The sequence below is a fragment of the Bradyrhizobium sp. SZCCHNS1050 genome, assembly GCF_032484785.1.
In the GTDB taxonomy this organism is placed as follows: domain Bacteria; phylum Pseudomonadota; class Alphaproteobacteria; order Rhizobiales; family Xanthobacteraceae; genus Bradyrhizobium.
This window is the reverse complement of record NZ_JAUETR010000001.1, coordinates 677,064-691,030: the sequence shown is the minus strand read 5'-3', so window position 1 is coordinate 691,030 and position 13,967 is coordinate 677,064. Positions and strand designations below refer to the sequence as shown.

The window sequence follows — 13,967 nt, the reverse complement described above, 5'->3', positions numbered from 1 at the left end:
ACCAGCACGCATGTCGGCCCGGCATGTCGGACTAGGCATTCTCATCAGCATGGTTCGATCCGACATCATTGCAGCTTGCACTTGGTTTCGGGGCGGTCGACGCCGAGCGTGTCGAGTTCGGAGACCTGGTGCAGAAAGCCCTCCTGCGGCGAGACCGAGACGATCATGCGGCCGTCGGCCAGAAGGATCGGCTGGCGCAATTGCAGGTTCCAGTCGCGCAGGGAGAGGCGGGTGCCCTTGAAGGCGGCGATGGTGAAGTTCGGGCCCTTGAGGTAGTCGGCCATCGTCTTGGCGTCGCCGGAGTTGGTGCGCGAGGCGGCCTCGCCGACCATGCGCACGGCCATCCAGGCCTGCATGTCCAAGGCGTGCATGCGGCGCGAGGCGAGCTTCATGAAGCGGTTCTGCAACTGCGTCGCCCCCCACTGGTCCTGCGCCGGATCCCAGCTCGTCGGCCGCAGGCCGGCGGAGCCCGCGACCGGGCGCGGATCCCAGGTGCGGTAGGGCAGATAGTTGGCGAACACCTCGCTCTCGTCGGCGGTGACCAGCACGTCATAGGCCGGCGCCTTCTGCGTGAACACCGGCATCTGGCGCTGGATCAAGGTCACGCCGCTGTCGGTGCGGCGCGCGCCGCCGGTGTCCTCGAAGGTCCGCTCCTCGACGATCTTGGCGCCGAAGCGGGTGGCGGCGCGGCGCAGCGCGTCGGCGAACAGTCTGTCGTTGTCGTGCGAGCCGGTGACGAGCAGCCAGCGCTTCCACTGCTTCCAGACCAGATATTGCGCCAGGCCGTCGGCGAGCATCGAGCGCGTCGGTGCGACATGGATGACGTTGGCGCGGCAGTCCTGCTCACGCAGGCGGTCGTCGGTGGCGCCGACATTGAGCAGGGTGACGCCGCGGCCCCGCAACGCATCTGCGACCTTCAGCACCGCATCCGCCGGCAGGTCCACGAGGACGAATCCCGTCTTGCCGGCGAGCTCATTGGCGGCCTGCGCGGCGTCCTCGTCATCCTTGACGCGGCGGTCGATCAAAGTGAAGCGCTGGTTGAGGAACTTGCCGGTGGTGTTGTTGTCCTCGATCGCGAGCCTCGCGCCGGCCACGCCATCATCGGCCGCAGGCTGGTCGAGCGGCGACAAGGTCTGCGGCACGCTCGCGCGGCCGAGATAGCCGATCGCGATGTCGACCGGATCCGCCGCGCTGGCGGCGGTTGCGGCGGCGATGAGGCCGATCGCGCCCATCAGAGATCGGGCCAGAACTCCCAGGACCACACGTCCTCCCATTGTTCCCTCGTCCTTGTCCGGCGAGGTTTCGTCTTGCAAGATGAACGAATTGGCCTAGCTTTCAACCCCACTTTTGGCCGCTGTCGCGTCATTTCGGATCACGACCTTGAAACCTGCCGTTCTCCCCGCGTTCCTGATCCTGATGTCTGCGACATCAGTGCATGCCGAGCCGACCAAGGTGGCGGTGTTCGACTTCGAGCTGATCGACACCAGCCTGCAGGGCGAGGTGCAGGGCCCGCGCCAGGACGAGCAGAACAGGCTGGCGCATGCGGCCGAGCAACTGCGCGCGGCGCTGCAGGACTCCGGACGTTTTCGCGTGCTCGACATCGCTCCCGTCAACGATGCGGCGCACCACAGCAATCTGCAGGCTTGCGGCGGCTGCGACGTCAAGCTCGCGGGCGACATCGGCGCCGATCTCGCCATCACCGGGACGGTGCAGAAGGTCTCCAATCTCATCCTCAACATGAACATCTATCTGCGCGACGTTCACACCGGCAAGCCGGTCGCGGCGATGACTGCGGATATGCGCGGCAACACCGACGAATCCTGGACGCGCACCATGGCTTGGCTGGTCCGCAACCGCCTGCTGGCGCCGAACTACGGCGCGCCGCAGGCGCAGTAGCTGACGAGATATGACGGTGCATTCTCGCGGCGAATGACGCCCGAGCTTTGCGTGCCGGTCGCCCCTTGGAAAACAAGAGGCGCAGGGAAGGCCGGGAGCCTGCCGCCCCCATGGCCCGCCTGCGACAAGAAATGCAGGCGGCAGGTACCACAGGTTCGGCTGGGACATCCCGGCCCTCCCTGCGCGGATGGTCTTAACGGTTGCTTCGCGTTCTCCCCGGTGCGCCGGGCTTTCTGGTCACCGTGCGCGACGACGCGCTGTGAGCGCGCCGCCGCGGAGGCATCGGCATCGGGATGCCAGGACCACGCGACTTGGCCGTACGCCGTGACGCGTTCGTCCGCACGCTCTCACGGGGCATGTGATGCCCTGAGCATGCTGCGCGCCGCCGGCGTCCACCGCATCCCACCTCCACGTTCGTGACGACCGCGATACGCCCTCTCGACGAGGCGGGATGGCGCTAGACAATCACTATTTCCGGAAAAACGAAAGTGAAATTTTTGTTGCCGCCGGGCTGGACACTGGGATCGCCTTGTGGCGCCGAGCGAAATCCCCGTCGTCGCGCACGTGGAATCCGGGCACCGGGCACGACAAGATCGCCTCGACGGGCGCGTCATCGCACCCGTCGGGCAAATCACGTCCGCGGCTGATATCAGCGTGCGAGCCGCGCCGCGTGCCAGCGCAGATGATCGGCCATATAGGTCGAGATGAAGTAGTAGCTGTGGTCGTAGCCCTCCTGCTTGCGCAGCAGCAGCGGGATGTGGGCCTTGTCGCAGGCCGCCTTGAGCAGCTCCGGGCGCAACTGCTGCGTCAGGAACTGATCGGCGGTGCCGACATCGACCAGCAGGTCGGAGACGCGCGCGCCGTCCTCGATCAGCGCCACCGCGTCGTGCTTGCGCCACGCCGCCTTGTCGGCGCCGAGATAGCCGCCCAAGGCCTTCTCGCCCCACGGCACCTGCGAGGGCGCGACGATCGGCGAGAACGCGCTGGCCGCGCGGTAGCGGTCCGGGTTGCGCAGCGCCACCGTGAGCGCGCCATGGCCGCCCATCGAGTGGCCCATCACCGACTGGCGGCGCGGATCGACCGGGAAGTTCGCCGCGACCACGCTCGGCAGCTCCTCGGTGACGTAGCTCCACATCCGGTAGTTCTTCGCGAACGGCGCCTCGGTCGCGTCGACATAGAAGCCGGCGCCGAGGCCGAAATCATAGGCATTGTTGGGATCGCCCGGCACGCCGTCGCCGCGCGGCGAGGTGTCGGGCGCCACGAAGACCAGGCCGAGCTCGGCGCAGGCGGCACGAAACTCGCCCTTCTCGGTGACGTTGGCGTGGGTGCAGGTCAGGCCGGAGAGATACCAGACGACCGGCAGCTTCGCGCCGTCGGCATGCGGCGGCACGAACACCGAGAACGTCATCTCGGTCTTGGTCTCCTGGCTGGCGTGGCGGTAGACGCCCTGGACGCCGCCATGGGACTTGTTCTGGGAGACGGTCGTGAGGGTCATGGGATCACCTGTTCGGCAATGATGTCGGGCCGCTGGCGCGCGTGCCGCCAACGCGTGTCAGGCTGCGTCGTTCAATCGGGACGAGTCAAGCGACGCCGTTCTCGATCGCCAAACGCACCAACTCGCCGGATGTTCGCACGCCGAGCTTCTGGCGGATGATCGAGGAGGTGTTGGCGACGGTCTTGTAGGATGAGTGGATCAGCCAGGCAATCTCCGACAGGCTCTTGCCGGCGCTGAGCAGGCGAAGGATCTCGAGCTCCCGCGAGGTCAGTTTCGCCAGCGGGCTCTGCGCGACCGCGGCGCCCGCGAAGGCGATGCTGCGCGCGATCGCAGGCGGCAGATAGCTGCCGCCGCGGGCGACCTCGCGGATCGCCTCGGCGAGATCGTTCGGATCGCCGCTCTTCGAGACGTAGCCCTTGGCGCCGATGTCGATGGCGCGCGCGGCGAACACCGGATCGTCGTTCATGCTGAACATGATCAGCCGGGCATTGGCATCGTGGGCGAGGATGCGCCGCGCGAGCTCGAAGCCGGAGACGGTCGGCAGGTTGATGTCGACGACGCAGACGTCCGGCCGGCGCGCGATGAAACTGGCTTCGCCGCTCTCGGCATCGGCGGCTTCGAGCAGCTCGAGGTCCGGATCGGTCGAGAGCAGGGCCCGGCAGCCTGATGCCACAATGGGATGGTCATCGACGATCAGTACGCGCATGGCCTTGGGGTCCCGGACTTCCAACTCGCGTCATTGTTGCGATGCATCATGGATGCATGCTGCGCGATATTGCATGATGTTGCAATTAGATCGCCGGCGGATTTGTCTGTCAATGTGAGTGCGTATGAAACACGGTGGCCGTGGGGCGGAGAGAATGTGGCAGAATTGGTCGTTGCGGACCCGCATCAACGTGCTGCTGGCGCTGCTGCTGACGCTGGGCCTCGCCATCAACATCGGCCGTCTCGTGCTGGAGGCGGCGCCGCGCGTGCTGGCGGAGGACCAGAGCGTCATCCGCCTGACGCGGGCCTTCGTCGAGACCATCATGGACGAGGTCAACGACGCGCCGGATCCGAGCGCGCGCCTCGATCGGATCGTCGGCGATCTCCGACAGCTTCGTCACGTCAGCGTGAGACGGCAGGGCATGCCGGCGCAGACCCCGCCCTCTCCGGGCGTCGGCCGCGCGGCGCCGGCATGGTTCATCGCACTGGTGCATCCCGACAAGACCTCGGTCAGCATGCCGGTCATCGTCGCGGGGCGGAGCGAAACGCTGGTGATCACGTCGCACCCCGACGACGAGATCGCGGAGATCTGGGACGGCATCGTCACCCAGCTCGTCGTCGGCTCGCTGGTCGGGCTGGCGTTGTTTGCGATCACCATGCTCGTGGTGGGTCGCGCGCTGGCGCCGCTTTCGGATCTGTCGGACGCGATGAGCCAGATCGAGGCCGGCGCCTACGATACCCGCGTCAAGCCGGGCGGCGCGCCCGAGCTCGCGGCGCTCTGCGCCAAGCTCAACCATCTCGCCGGCGCGCTCGGTGAGGCGGTGGAGGAGAAGCGCCGCCTGGCCGAGCGCACGGTGTCGCTGCAGGACCACGAGCGCAAGGAGATCGCGCGCGAGCTGCACGACGAGTTCGGGCCGCATCTGTTCGCGCTGCGCGCCCATGCCAGCGCGCTGATGCGCTTGCCGGACGCTGCGACGCTCGACGTCGCGGCGATGCGCCGGCACGGCCAGGCGATCCTCGACCAGGTCAACGCCGTGCAGCAGTTCAACCGCCGCATCCTCGAGCGGCTGCGGCCCGTCGGTCTCGCCGAGCTGGGCCTGCGCGAAGCGCTCGGCGCATTGGTGCGGCTGTGGCGGGAGTCGCGGCCCGAGGTCGCGATCGAGACCAAGTTCACCGAAACGGTCGCGCGCAGCAATGAGACGGCGGAGCTGACGATCTACCGGGTGGTGCAGGAAGCGCTGACCAACGTGTTCCGCCACGCCGAGGCCACCACGGTCGACGTCACCATCGAGCCGCTGCAGCAGACCACGGCCGGTCATCGCCGCAGCTACACGCGGGTGCGCGTCCGCGACGACGGCCGCGGGTTCAGCCCGGAGCACAAGCTCGGATTCGGCCTCACCGGCATGCGCGAGCGGCTGCTGGCGCTCGGCGGCACGCTGACGGTGGCTTCTACCGGCACGGGCGTCACGATCGAGGCCATGGTGCCGGCGGACGCAGCGTGAGCCGTGGGCTAGGAACCAACGATCGGACGGCGCATTCAACGAGCTACTTGCGATGGGCGTGAGCCGCAATCCGGAGCACGCGCCGGCAGCTCGCGGTGATCAGATGTCCAGAACCTTGCCTGTGCTGAGCGGCGCAGCCTTGCTGGCCGCGCTGTCGTTCCACAATGCCGTCGCGCGTGACGACGGCCGCTACGCCAACTCGCCGCTCAAGGGCTGGTTCGACAGCCTCAGAAGCGGTCGCGGCCCGTGCTGTTCGGACGCCGACGGCTTCGCGGTGTCCGATCCAGATTGGGACCTCGAAGGCACGCATTACCGGGTGCGGCTCGACGGTCAATGGATCGTCGTGCCGGACGATGCCGTCATCACGGAGCCCAACCGTGCCGGGCGCACCATGGTGTGGCCGATCAAGGGATCGCTCGGCACTTCCATCCGCTGCTTCATGCCGGGCAATCTGAGCTGAAGAGGCGGTGCGCCGCTTTCTCTCGCGCGCCGCTGCGGCGGATCGCCCGTGCGCGCCGTGCCTTGGAACTTCGTCTCGTTCGGATGATTGCCACGCAAGGTCATGCCACCGAGGCAGCCTCATGCGAGGGAGAACCATGGACCGGACCAGCGACACTGAACTTCAGGAGAGGATTCGCAGGCGCGCTCACCAGCTCTGGGAGCAGGCCGGCCGGCCCGACGGCCGCGAGGATGAGTTCTGGTATCAGGCCGAGCGTGAGATCGGCGAGATGAGCGAGCTTCACGACGAGGCGACGGCGCCGCCGCCGACAATCCTGCCGGGGTGAGTGCGAGCAGAAAAAAGGACGAACTGATGAGCAAGGAAACGCCGAAGGACGATCCGCGCCAGGAAAGCGACTGGGGCTCGATGAAGCAGACCGACAAGCCCTGGGCCGAGAAGCCCGAGAAGGAGCAGCGCTCGGAAGCGGCGAAGGACCTCGAGAAGTGGGGCGAGAGCAAAACGCATTGAGGTGGGCGGAGGTGGGCCGCTCTCGCGCGATCGATGAACTCCGGCAGGGTTGAGGAAGGCCTCGTTCAACCCGGCCGTCGTTGCGGGCCGCAGCGCTCCCTCTCCCCCCCTTCAAGGGAAGGAGGGAGGGGCGGCCGCAGCCGGGACCATGGCCCGTATTGCCTCAGCAAGGATGAGATGAACAAGGAGGAGATGAAGGCGTCTCTCCGTTGACGGGGACCCGTGCCGTCACGCGGTGTGACCCGGATCGACATCATCCGGCGTCTTCTTGTCGCGCTGCGGTGTCATCTTCGCCGGATCCTTCGCGCCCGGCACGCCGCGCGGGCCGAGCTGATCGCGCTGGATGTCGTCCTCCGAGCGGTCGGGCTCGCGTCCGTTGATGGGGAGGTCTTTTGCCATCGCCTGATCCTCTCGCTGTTCGCATCAGGGCAATGCGCGCGGTGTGCTCACGTTCCGCGCGATCCGCGCGCCGCGGCGGCAGGAACGCCGCCCCGGCGGACGACGGTCGCCGTCACCGGCGGCAAGCCGTTCATCTGAGGACCAGTGCACATCGTCTGCTGTCGCATTTGTCCGATATCCGACAAGTCCGTGCGTCGGCACGTCATACGCATGCCGGTGCTACGCGGCGGACATCATCGCGCACGGCGCGGGCTCGGCCTGCACCCCACACCGCCGCAGCGGCCGTATCACCCTGCCGCTCGTCGAGAATCCGCTTCACCGAGCGCGAGCAGAGGCCGCATTGGACCGTGCAGCCGAGACAATCATACACTTGCGCCGGCGAGCCGAAGACGATGTCGGCCGCCGTGACGATGTCGCGAATGGCCGTGTCGCTGATGACGTTGCAGGAACAGATGATCATGGCTGTTGCTCGCTCCTGCAAACGATAAGCAACCGGGATGCCAAGGTCGGCGCGCACGGCGCGGGCTAGTCAGAATCGTTCGAAGCGACCTGATGCGCGGGCACGCTTGCGGTCGTCCCGATGCGGTTCGCGGCGCGCAGCCGTATTGCGGCCAACGTCGCCTGGGCGAGCGCCTGTCCCTGCGCATCGATCCCGGTCCACTGCGCATGACGGCCGCGGGAATCGATCTCGGCGAGCGCGACGCCGGCCGGCACGTCGCTGCCGTCGCGGACGATGCCGCGCAGGATGCCGTCATAGGGGGCCGTGACCGGTGCGCCGGAGAGATGGCCGATCACGAAGCCCTTGTAGATGCGCGTGCCGATCTCGATCGGGGTATGCCATCGGCCCTCATGCGGCGAATGCACCAGGCGCTCGACACCGACGAGCGCGCCGACGTCATCCGTTGCCAGCGTCCAGCCCTCGCGCACGATCTGGCCGAGCCGGCCCGGCCGAGTCTCGATTGCGATATCGCAATTGGCTGATGGCGAGAAGCCCGGACCGATGCCGATCGAGAGCCGCGTCATGCCGCGCAAATTCGGGGTCACCGCGCGCCGCTGCATCCGCGCGTCGATCAGGACGTCGATGGTACGGACCGGCAGGAGATCGAGCAACCCGAGTGGAGTGACAAGGACGTGCCGGGGATTGCCGAGCGCCTTGAACACCTCCATCGTGCTCTCGATGCGCTCGCCCGTCACGTTCTCGATGCGGACCGTGTCGCCGAACAGGGCGTCGTGAAACGCCATCTTACGGCGCATGACCGGCGGATTGGGATCATGCGACAGCACCACGCAGAAGCCCGCACGATGCAGATGCACGCCGATCGCCGACGCGACATCGTTGGTCCCGAGGACCACGGCGAAGCGCACTGCATTCGTCCCCATGTCCTGGTCCATACGGTGTTGGCGTCTCGTGGCTGTCGGTCGTGCGACTGACAAGCGGTCTTCCAGTTCGAATGATCAGATCCGTCGAGCAAGAGTTGGACCATCAGGCATCGTTCTGAAAACGATCGCTCTGTGAAGGTCCTGCAAAGGACGCGGCACAAAAGCCGACGCTGGATGTGTCCAGAACCCGCCAATCTGTCGCGAACCCGACAGGAAAAGCTGCTTTGCCCGCCGTTTTCGCTGGCCCGGAATCTGCACAACCGGCGCATGGCGATACCCCTGGTATTTCCGATCGTTACGGAGCCTGCGCCCAGATCACGTCTGAGGTAAAGGCAGCAGCCGAAGCTTGGCAGCCGGCGTCCTGGTGGCGTTGCGGCGCAGGATCAGGACGGATGAGGTGAGCCTCGATCTCGACCAGGACGTCCGCGAACCCGTCATGGAGGCGGCTCAGACCATCGCGGCGTGCCCGTTCCATCGAGACGTGGCGGCCGCCGAGCGGCCCGCGCGCGCCGAGCAGAAAACGCTCGTGCTGACCGGCGGCTCGCGCGGCATCGGTCATGCGACCGCAAAGCTTTTCTCCGACGCCGGCTGGCGCATCATCACCTGCTCGCGCCAGCCGTTCGACGGCGGCCGCTGTCCGTGGGACGCCGGTCCCGACAACCACGTCCAGGTCGATCTCAGCGATCGCAAGGCGATCCCGCGTGCGATTGTCGACATCAAGCAGCGGCTCGACGGCGCGCCGCTGCATGCCTTGATCAACAATGCGGCGATCTCGCCGAAGGCCGAGGACGGTGGCCGGCTGGATTCGCTCGCGACCTCGGTCGAGACCTGGATGACCGTCTTTCACGTCAACTTTCTCGGACCGATCCTGCTCGCGCGCGGGCTGTTCGAGGAGCTGAAGCGCGGGCAGGGCGCGGTCGTCAACGTGACGTCGATCGTCGGCACCCGCGTCCATCCGTTTGCGGGCACTGCCTATGCGACCTCGAAGGCGGCGCTCGCCTGCCTGACCCGCGAGATGGCGCACGATTTCGCGCCGCATGGCATCCGCGTCAACGCCATCGCCCCAGGCGAGATCAAGACCGAGATGGTGTCGCCGGAGACCGAGGCGCGGTTCTCGCCGCTGATTCCGATGCGCCGGATCGGCGCGCCGGAAGAGGTCGCCAAGGTGCTGTTCTTCCTGTGCTCGGATGCGGCGAGCTACGTGACCGGCGAGGAGATTCAGATCAATGGGGGGCAGCACCTCTAGGTTGATCACCGCCGCGCGCGGCCGACACGCGGATGTGAACGCGTCATGCCGTGGCTGGCCGCAAGGAGACGAGCGGCGGGCCGCAAGTGGAAAGTTGGTGTTCAGGTGTCGTCCGTTGCGATCCGGTCGCAAACAGGCCGGCGGATGCGCAGCTATCAGGTGTCGAGTAGACAACGCGAAATCGTCAGGCGCACCGTTTTGCCGCCCGTGCGGACGTGCAATGCACGCATCGCGACGGGTGTAAACTAATTTGTTAACATCATGAAAGCCTGCAGCTTTTCTAGCCTGTCCGTTGCACACTACTTCTGCGGCAATGCAGCAAAGTTAGGCACGACAATCATCTGCAGTTAAGGGAGGATGTTAGAACACCTACAATCACGGGCGGCTTCACCAAGGCGTTCGTGACGATCAGAGAAGCGACCATGGTCCAAACGGAAGCACGTCAGGTCGAAGCTCAGGACGTCAGGTCCAACGCCGCGCCGATCCCGCTCAGCGAGATCGCGCTGACCGGAATTTTCGAAATCTCGAAAATCCTCGCCGCGCCGACGCGGCTGGAGATCACCCTCGCCAACGTCGTCAACCTGCTGCAGTCCTTCATGCAGATGCGCCACGGCGTGGTGTCGCTGCTCGCCGATGACGGCATTCCCGATCTCGCAGTCGGGGCCGGGTGGAGCGAAGGCAGCGATCAGCGCTATCGCGAACGTCTGCCGCAGAAGGCGATCGACCAGATCGTCGCCACCGCCGTGCCGCTGATCGCGGAGAACGTCGCCGATCATCCCGCCTTCAGCGCCGCCGACGCGGTCACGCTCGGCGCCTGCGCCGACACCCGCGTCTCCTTCCTCGGCGTTCCCATCCGCATCGACCAGCGCGTCGTCGGCACGCTGACGATCGACCGTGTCTGGGACGGCCGCGCCGTGTTCCGGCTCGATTCCGACGTCCGCTTCCTGACCATGGTCGCCAACCTGATCGGCCAGACCATCAAGCTTCATCGGGTCGTCGCGCGGGACCGCGAGCGGCTGATGGCGGAAAGCCACCGGCTGCAGAAGGAGCTGTCGGAGCTGAAGCCGGCGCCGAAGGATCGCAAGAAGGTGCTGGTCGACGGCATCGTCGGCGACAGCCCGGCGCTGCGCGCGTTGTTGGAAAAGATCAACGTCGTCGCCAAGTCGAATGCGCCGGTGCTGTTGCGGGGCGAATCCGGCACCGGCAAGGAGCTGGTGGCGAAGGCGATCCATGAACTGTCCAATCGCGCGAAGCGGCCGTTCATCAAGATCAACTGCGCCGCATTGCCGGAGACGGTGCTGGAGTCGGAGCTGTTCGGCCACGAGAAGGGCGCCTTCACCGGTGCGATCAACGCGCGCAAAGGCCGCTTCGAGCTGGCCGACAAGGGCACCTTGTTCCTCGACGAGATCGGCGAGATCTCGCCGGCGTTCCAGGCCAAGCTCTTGCGGGTGTTGCAGGAGCAGGAGTTCGAGCGCGTCGGCGGCAACCAGACCATCAAGGTCGATGTCCGCATCGTCACCGCCACCAACCGCAACCTCGAGGAGGCGGTGTCGCGCAACGAGTTCCGCGCCGACCTCTACTACCGGATCAGCGTGGTGCCCATCAAACTGCCGCCGCTGCGCGAGCGTCGCAGCGACATTCCGCAGCTGGCGCGCGAGTTCCTGCGCCGCTTCAATTGCGAGAACGAGCGCGATCTGACGTTCGACGTCAGCGCGATCGAGGTGCTGATGCATTGCGGCTTCCCCGGCAACGTGCGCGAGCTGGAGAACTGCGTGCAACGGACCGCGACCATGGCGACGGGCTCGGCGATCGGTATGGACGACTTCGCCTGCAGCCGCAACGAGTGCATGTCGGCGATCCTGTGGAAGGGCAACACGGTGACCCCGCCGCCGCCGCGCGGCCAGCCGATCGTGCCGCTGCCGATCCTGCCGCGGACCTCGGCGCCGGTCGAGGCTCCCGTCGAGTTGCCGGCGATCGATGCCGATGACGGCGAGTATTCCGATAGTTCGGAGGGCGGCGCCGTGCCGGAGCGCGACCGAATCGTGCAGGCGATGGAGCGGTCCGGCTGGGTCCAGGCCAAGGCCGCCCGCCTGCTCGGCCTCACGCCGCGTCAGATCGGCTACGCGCTGAAGAAGCACAACATCGAGGTCAAGCGGTTCTGAGCGGCGCGGCTTGATGGGATCGAAGGGCGCGCAGTAGCGCGCCCTTCTTCGTTTGGACTTTGACGCTCCGGCGTTGCCCCAATCTCCTCCGTCATTCCGGGGCGACGCACGCGCGAAGCGCGACGAGCCGGAATCCATTTCGCCGCGCGATCTGCCGCACGGTGGATTCCGGGCTCGTGCTGCGCACGCCCCGGAATGACGGAGGAGCGACCTGGGTCACGACCGGCGTTCGCGCGCGAGGTGACATCGGACAATTGCGCAGTGAGACCTCGACTCCGACGACACGCTGCTCCCGCCCTGTCGCACTTGCGACATGCTGTCGGGAGAGCGACAGCTCGCCGCGACCTGCGACGTTTAGAATCCTCCTTAGAAATCAACCAAATGCTCTCTGGCACGGCGCTTGAAAGATATCGCGCGAATGACATCGCTCGATGTCGCACGGATCGCGGGGAGCTGCACATGGCCTACAAGATCATCGCCTCACAATGCACGGTCTGCGGGGCCTGCGAGTTCGAGTGCCCGAATGCGGCCATTCGGCTCAAGAACGACATGTACATCATCGATCCGAAGAAGTGCACGGAGTGCGAGGGCCACTTCGATGCGCCGCAATGCGCCGCCGTCTGTCCGGTGCCGGACACCTGCGTCCCCGCTTGACGCGGGCCGCGGCGGAAACATTGCAAGCGGAGTGAGAGATGGCAGCGGTTCAGGAGACCATTGATCGGGTCAAGGGCATCGACGTCGATCAATATCGCTACGGGTTCGAGACCGTCATCGAATCCGAGAAGGCTCCGAAGGGGCTGTCGGAAGACACCATCCGCTTCATCTCGGCCAAGAAGAACGAGCCGGCCTGGATGCTGGAATGGCGGCTGGAGGCGTATCGCCGCTGGCTGACCATGACGGAGCCGAGCTGGGCGCGTGTCGGATACCCGAAGATCGACTATCAGGATCTCTATTACTACGCGGCGCCGAAGCCGAAGAAGAAGGTGGCCTCGCTCGACGAGATCGACCCGGAGATCCTCAAGACCTACGAGAAGCTCGGCATTCCCCTGCGCGAGGTCGAGATCCTCGAAGGCGTCGAGCGCCCGGCTGGAGGCGCGGAAGCCGACGCCGATGGCGAGGCGGCCACGCCGCGCAGCAAGATCGCGGTCGATGCCGTGTTCGATTCGGTCTCGGTGGCGACGACCTTCAAGGAGGAGCTGAAGAAGGCCGGCGTGATCTTCATGCCAATCTCCGAGGCGCTGCGCGAGCATCCGGACCTGGTGCAGAAATATCTCGGAACGGTCGTGCCGACGACCGACAATTATTTCGCGACGCTCAACTCGGCGGTGTTCTCCGACGGTTCGTTCGTCTACATCCCGCCGGGCGTGCGCTGCCCGATGGAGCTGTCCACGTATTTCCGCATCAACGAGCGCAACACCGGCCAGTTCGAGCGCACGCTGATCATCGCCGACAAGGGTGCCTACGTCTCCTATCTCGAGGGCTGCACGGCACCCCAGCGCGACGAGAACCAGCTGCACGCCGCCGTGGTCGAGCTGGTCGCGCTGGATGATGCCGAGATCAAGTACTCGACGGTGCAGAACTGGTACCCTGGCAATTCGGAGGGCGTCGGCGGCATCTATAATTTCGTCACCAAGCGCGGCGACTGCCGCGGCACCAATTCCAAGATCTCCTGGACCCAGGTCGAGACGGGATCGGCGATCACGTGGAAATATCCGAGCTGCATCCTGCGCGGCGACAATTCCAGCGGCGAGTTCTACTCGATCGCGATCTCCAACGGCTTCCAGCAGGTCGACAGCGGCACCAAAATGATCCATCTCGGCAAGAACACGTCGAGCCGGATCATCTCCAAGGGCATCGCCGCCGGAAAGTCGCAGAACACCTATCGCGGCCTCGTCAGCGCCCATCGCAAGGCCTCTGGCGCCCGCAACTTCACCGCCTGCGATTCGCTGCTGATCGGCGACAAATGCGGCGCGCACACCGTACCCTACATCGAGGCCAAGAACTCGTCGGCGGTGTTCGAGCACGAGGCGACGACGTCCAAGATCTCTGAGGACGTGCTGTTCTACTGCATCCAGCGCGGTCTGTCGCAGGAAGAGGCGGTTGGGCTCGTCGTCAACGGCTTCGTCAAGGACGTGCTGCAGCAGCTGCCGATGGAGTTCGCGGTCGAGGCGCAGAAGCTGATCTCGATCTCGCTGGAAGGTTCGGTTGGATGACG

15 protein-coding genes are annotated in these 13,967 nt (G+C 66.0%); 9 read left to right on the top strand and 6 right to left on the bottom strand.

Annotated elements, in window-relative coordinates:
• Positions 1-65 precede the first annotated feature (65 nt).
• Positions 66-1,274 carry an ABC transporter substrate-binding protein gene (locus QX094_RS03280; RefSeq protein ID WP_315768890.1) on the bottom strand — a complete coding sequence of 403 codons (1,209 nt, stop codon included), beginning with the start codon at positions 1,272-1,274 and terminating at the stop codon, positions 66-68.
• A 142-nt stretch (positions 1,275-1,416) separates the two neighbouring features.
• Between QX094_RS03280 and QX094_RS03275 the strand changes: the two genes are divergently transcribed.
• Complete coding sequence (locus QX094_RS03275) at positions 1,417-1,896, top strand: DUF3280 domain-containing protein (protein ID WP_315752900.1); 480 nt, start codon at positions 1,417-1,419, stop codon at positions 1,894-1,896.
• Between the two features lie 649 nt (positions 1,897-2,545).
• Here QX094_RS03275 and fghA read toward each other — a convergent pair.
• Together fghA and QX094_RS03265 are read right to left on the bottom strand one after the other, a co-directional pair.
• Positions 2,546-3,391: an S-formylglutathione hydrolase gene (gene fghA / locus QX094_RS03270; RefSeq protein WP_315752820.1), complete on the bottom strand. Its 846-nt coding sequence runs from the start codon at positions 3,389-3,391 to the stop codon at positions 2,546-2,548.
• A gap of 85 nt (positions 3,392-3,476) precedes the next feature.
• Positions 3,477-4,097: a response regulator transcription factor gene (locus QX094_RS03265; protein WP_315713180.1), complete on the bottom strand. Its 621-nt coding sequence runs from the start codon at positions 4,095-4,097 to the stop codon at positions 3,477-3,479.
• A 154-nt stretch (positions 4,098-4,251) separates the two neighbouring features.
• Between QX094_RS03265 and QX094_RS03260 the strand changes: the two genes are divergently transcribed.
• The 4 genes from QX094_RS03260 to QX094_RS03245 all read left to right on the top strand — a co-directional run bounded on the left by QX094_RS03260 (position 4,252) and on the right by QX094_RS03245 (position 6,565).
• Positions 4,252-5,598 carry an ATP-binding protein gene (locus tag QX094_RS03260; protein ID WP_315768888.1) on the top strand — a complete coding sequence of 449 codons (1,347 nt, stop codon included), beginning with the start codon at positions 4,252-4,254 and terminating at the stop codon, positions 5,596-5,598.
• 103 nt (positions 5,599-5,701) lie between these two features.
• On the top strand, positions 5,702-6,058 hold the full coding sequence (locus QX094_RS03255) for a hypothetical protein (protein ID WP_315713178.1): 357 nt from the start codon (positions 5,702-5,704) through the stop codon (positions 6,056-6,058).
• Between the two features lie 136 nt (positions 6,059-6,194).
• Positions 6,195-6,383 (top strand): DUF2934 domain-containing protein, encoded by a 189-nt coding sequence (locus tag QX094_RS03250; RefSeq protein WP_315713177.1) that lies wholly within the window; start codon positions 6,195-6,197, stop codon positions 6,381-6,383.
• A gap of 26 nt (positions 6,384-6,409) precedes the next feature.
• Positions 6,410-6,565: a hypothetical protein gene (locus QX094_RS03245; protein ID WP_008961662.1), complete on the top strand. Its 156-nt coding sequence runs from the start codon at positions 6,410-6,412 to the stop codon at positions 6,563-6,565.
• Between the two features lie 228 nt (positions 6,566-6,793).
• Here the strand turns inward: QX094_RS03245 and QX094_RS03240 are convergent, their stop codons facing one another.
• From QX094_RS03240 to QX094_RS03230, 3 genes are all read right to left on the bottom strand, one after another.
• Positions 6,794-6,964 carry a hypothetical protein gene (locus QX094_RS03240; protein ID WP_315713176.1) on the bottom strand — a complete coding sequence of 57 codons (171 nt, stop codon included), beginning with the start codon at positions 6,962-6,964 and terminating at the stop codon, positions 6,794-6,796.
• A 202-nt stretch (positions 6,965-7,166) separates the two neighbouring features.
• Complete coding sequence (locus QX094_RS03235) at positions 7,167-7,424, bottom strand: bacterioferritin-associated ferredoxin (protein WP_316183911.1); 258 nt, start codon at positions 7,422-7,424, stop codon at positions 7,167-7,169.
• A 65-nt stretch (positions 7,425-7,489) separates the two neighbouring features.
• Positions 7,490-8,344: a xanthine dehydrogenase gene (locus QX094_RS03230; protein ID WP_316183910.1), complete on the bottom strand. Its 855-nt coding sequence runs from the start codon at positions 8,342-8,344 to the stop codon at positions 7,490-7,492.
• A 397-nt stretch (positions 8,345-8,741) separates the two neighbouring features.
• Between QX094_RS03230 and QX094_RS03225 the strand changes: the two genes are divergently transcribed.
• The 4 genes from QX094_RS03225 (at position 8,742) to sufB (ending at position 13,965) form a co-directional block, all read left to right on the top strand.
• Entirely contained in the window at positions 8,742-9,590 is an 849-nt protein-coding gene (locus tag QX094_RS03225; protein ID WP_316184299.1) for an SDR family oxidoreductase, read from the top strand.
• Positions 9,591-10,012: 422 nt separating this feature from the next.
• Positions 10,013-11,752, top strand: a complete 1,740-nt coding sequence (gene nifA / locus QX094_RS03220; RefSeq protein ID WP_316169753.1) for a nif-specific transcriptional activator NifA — start codon at positions 10,013-10,015, stop codon at positions 11,750-11,752.
• Positions 11,753-12,211: 459 nt separating this feature from the next.
• Complete coding sequence (locus tag QX094_RS03215) at positions 12,212-12,406, top strand: 4Fe-4S dicluster domain-containing protein (RefSeq protein ID WP_008961670.1); 195 nt, start codon at positions 12,212-12,214, stop codon at positions 12,404-12,406.
• A gap of 38 nt (positions 12,407-12,444) precedes the next feature.
• Positions 12,445-13,965, top strand: a complete 1,521-nt coding sequence (sufB, locus tag QX094_RS03210) for a Fe-S cluster assembly protein SufB (RefSeq protein ID WP_315768880.1) — start codon at positions 12,445-12,447, stop codon at positions 13,963-13,965.
• Positions 13,966-13,967: the final 2 nt, after the last annotated feature.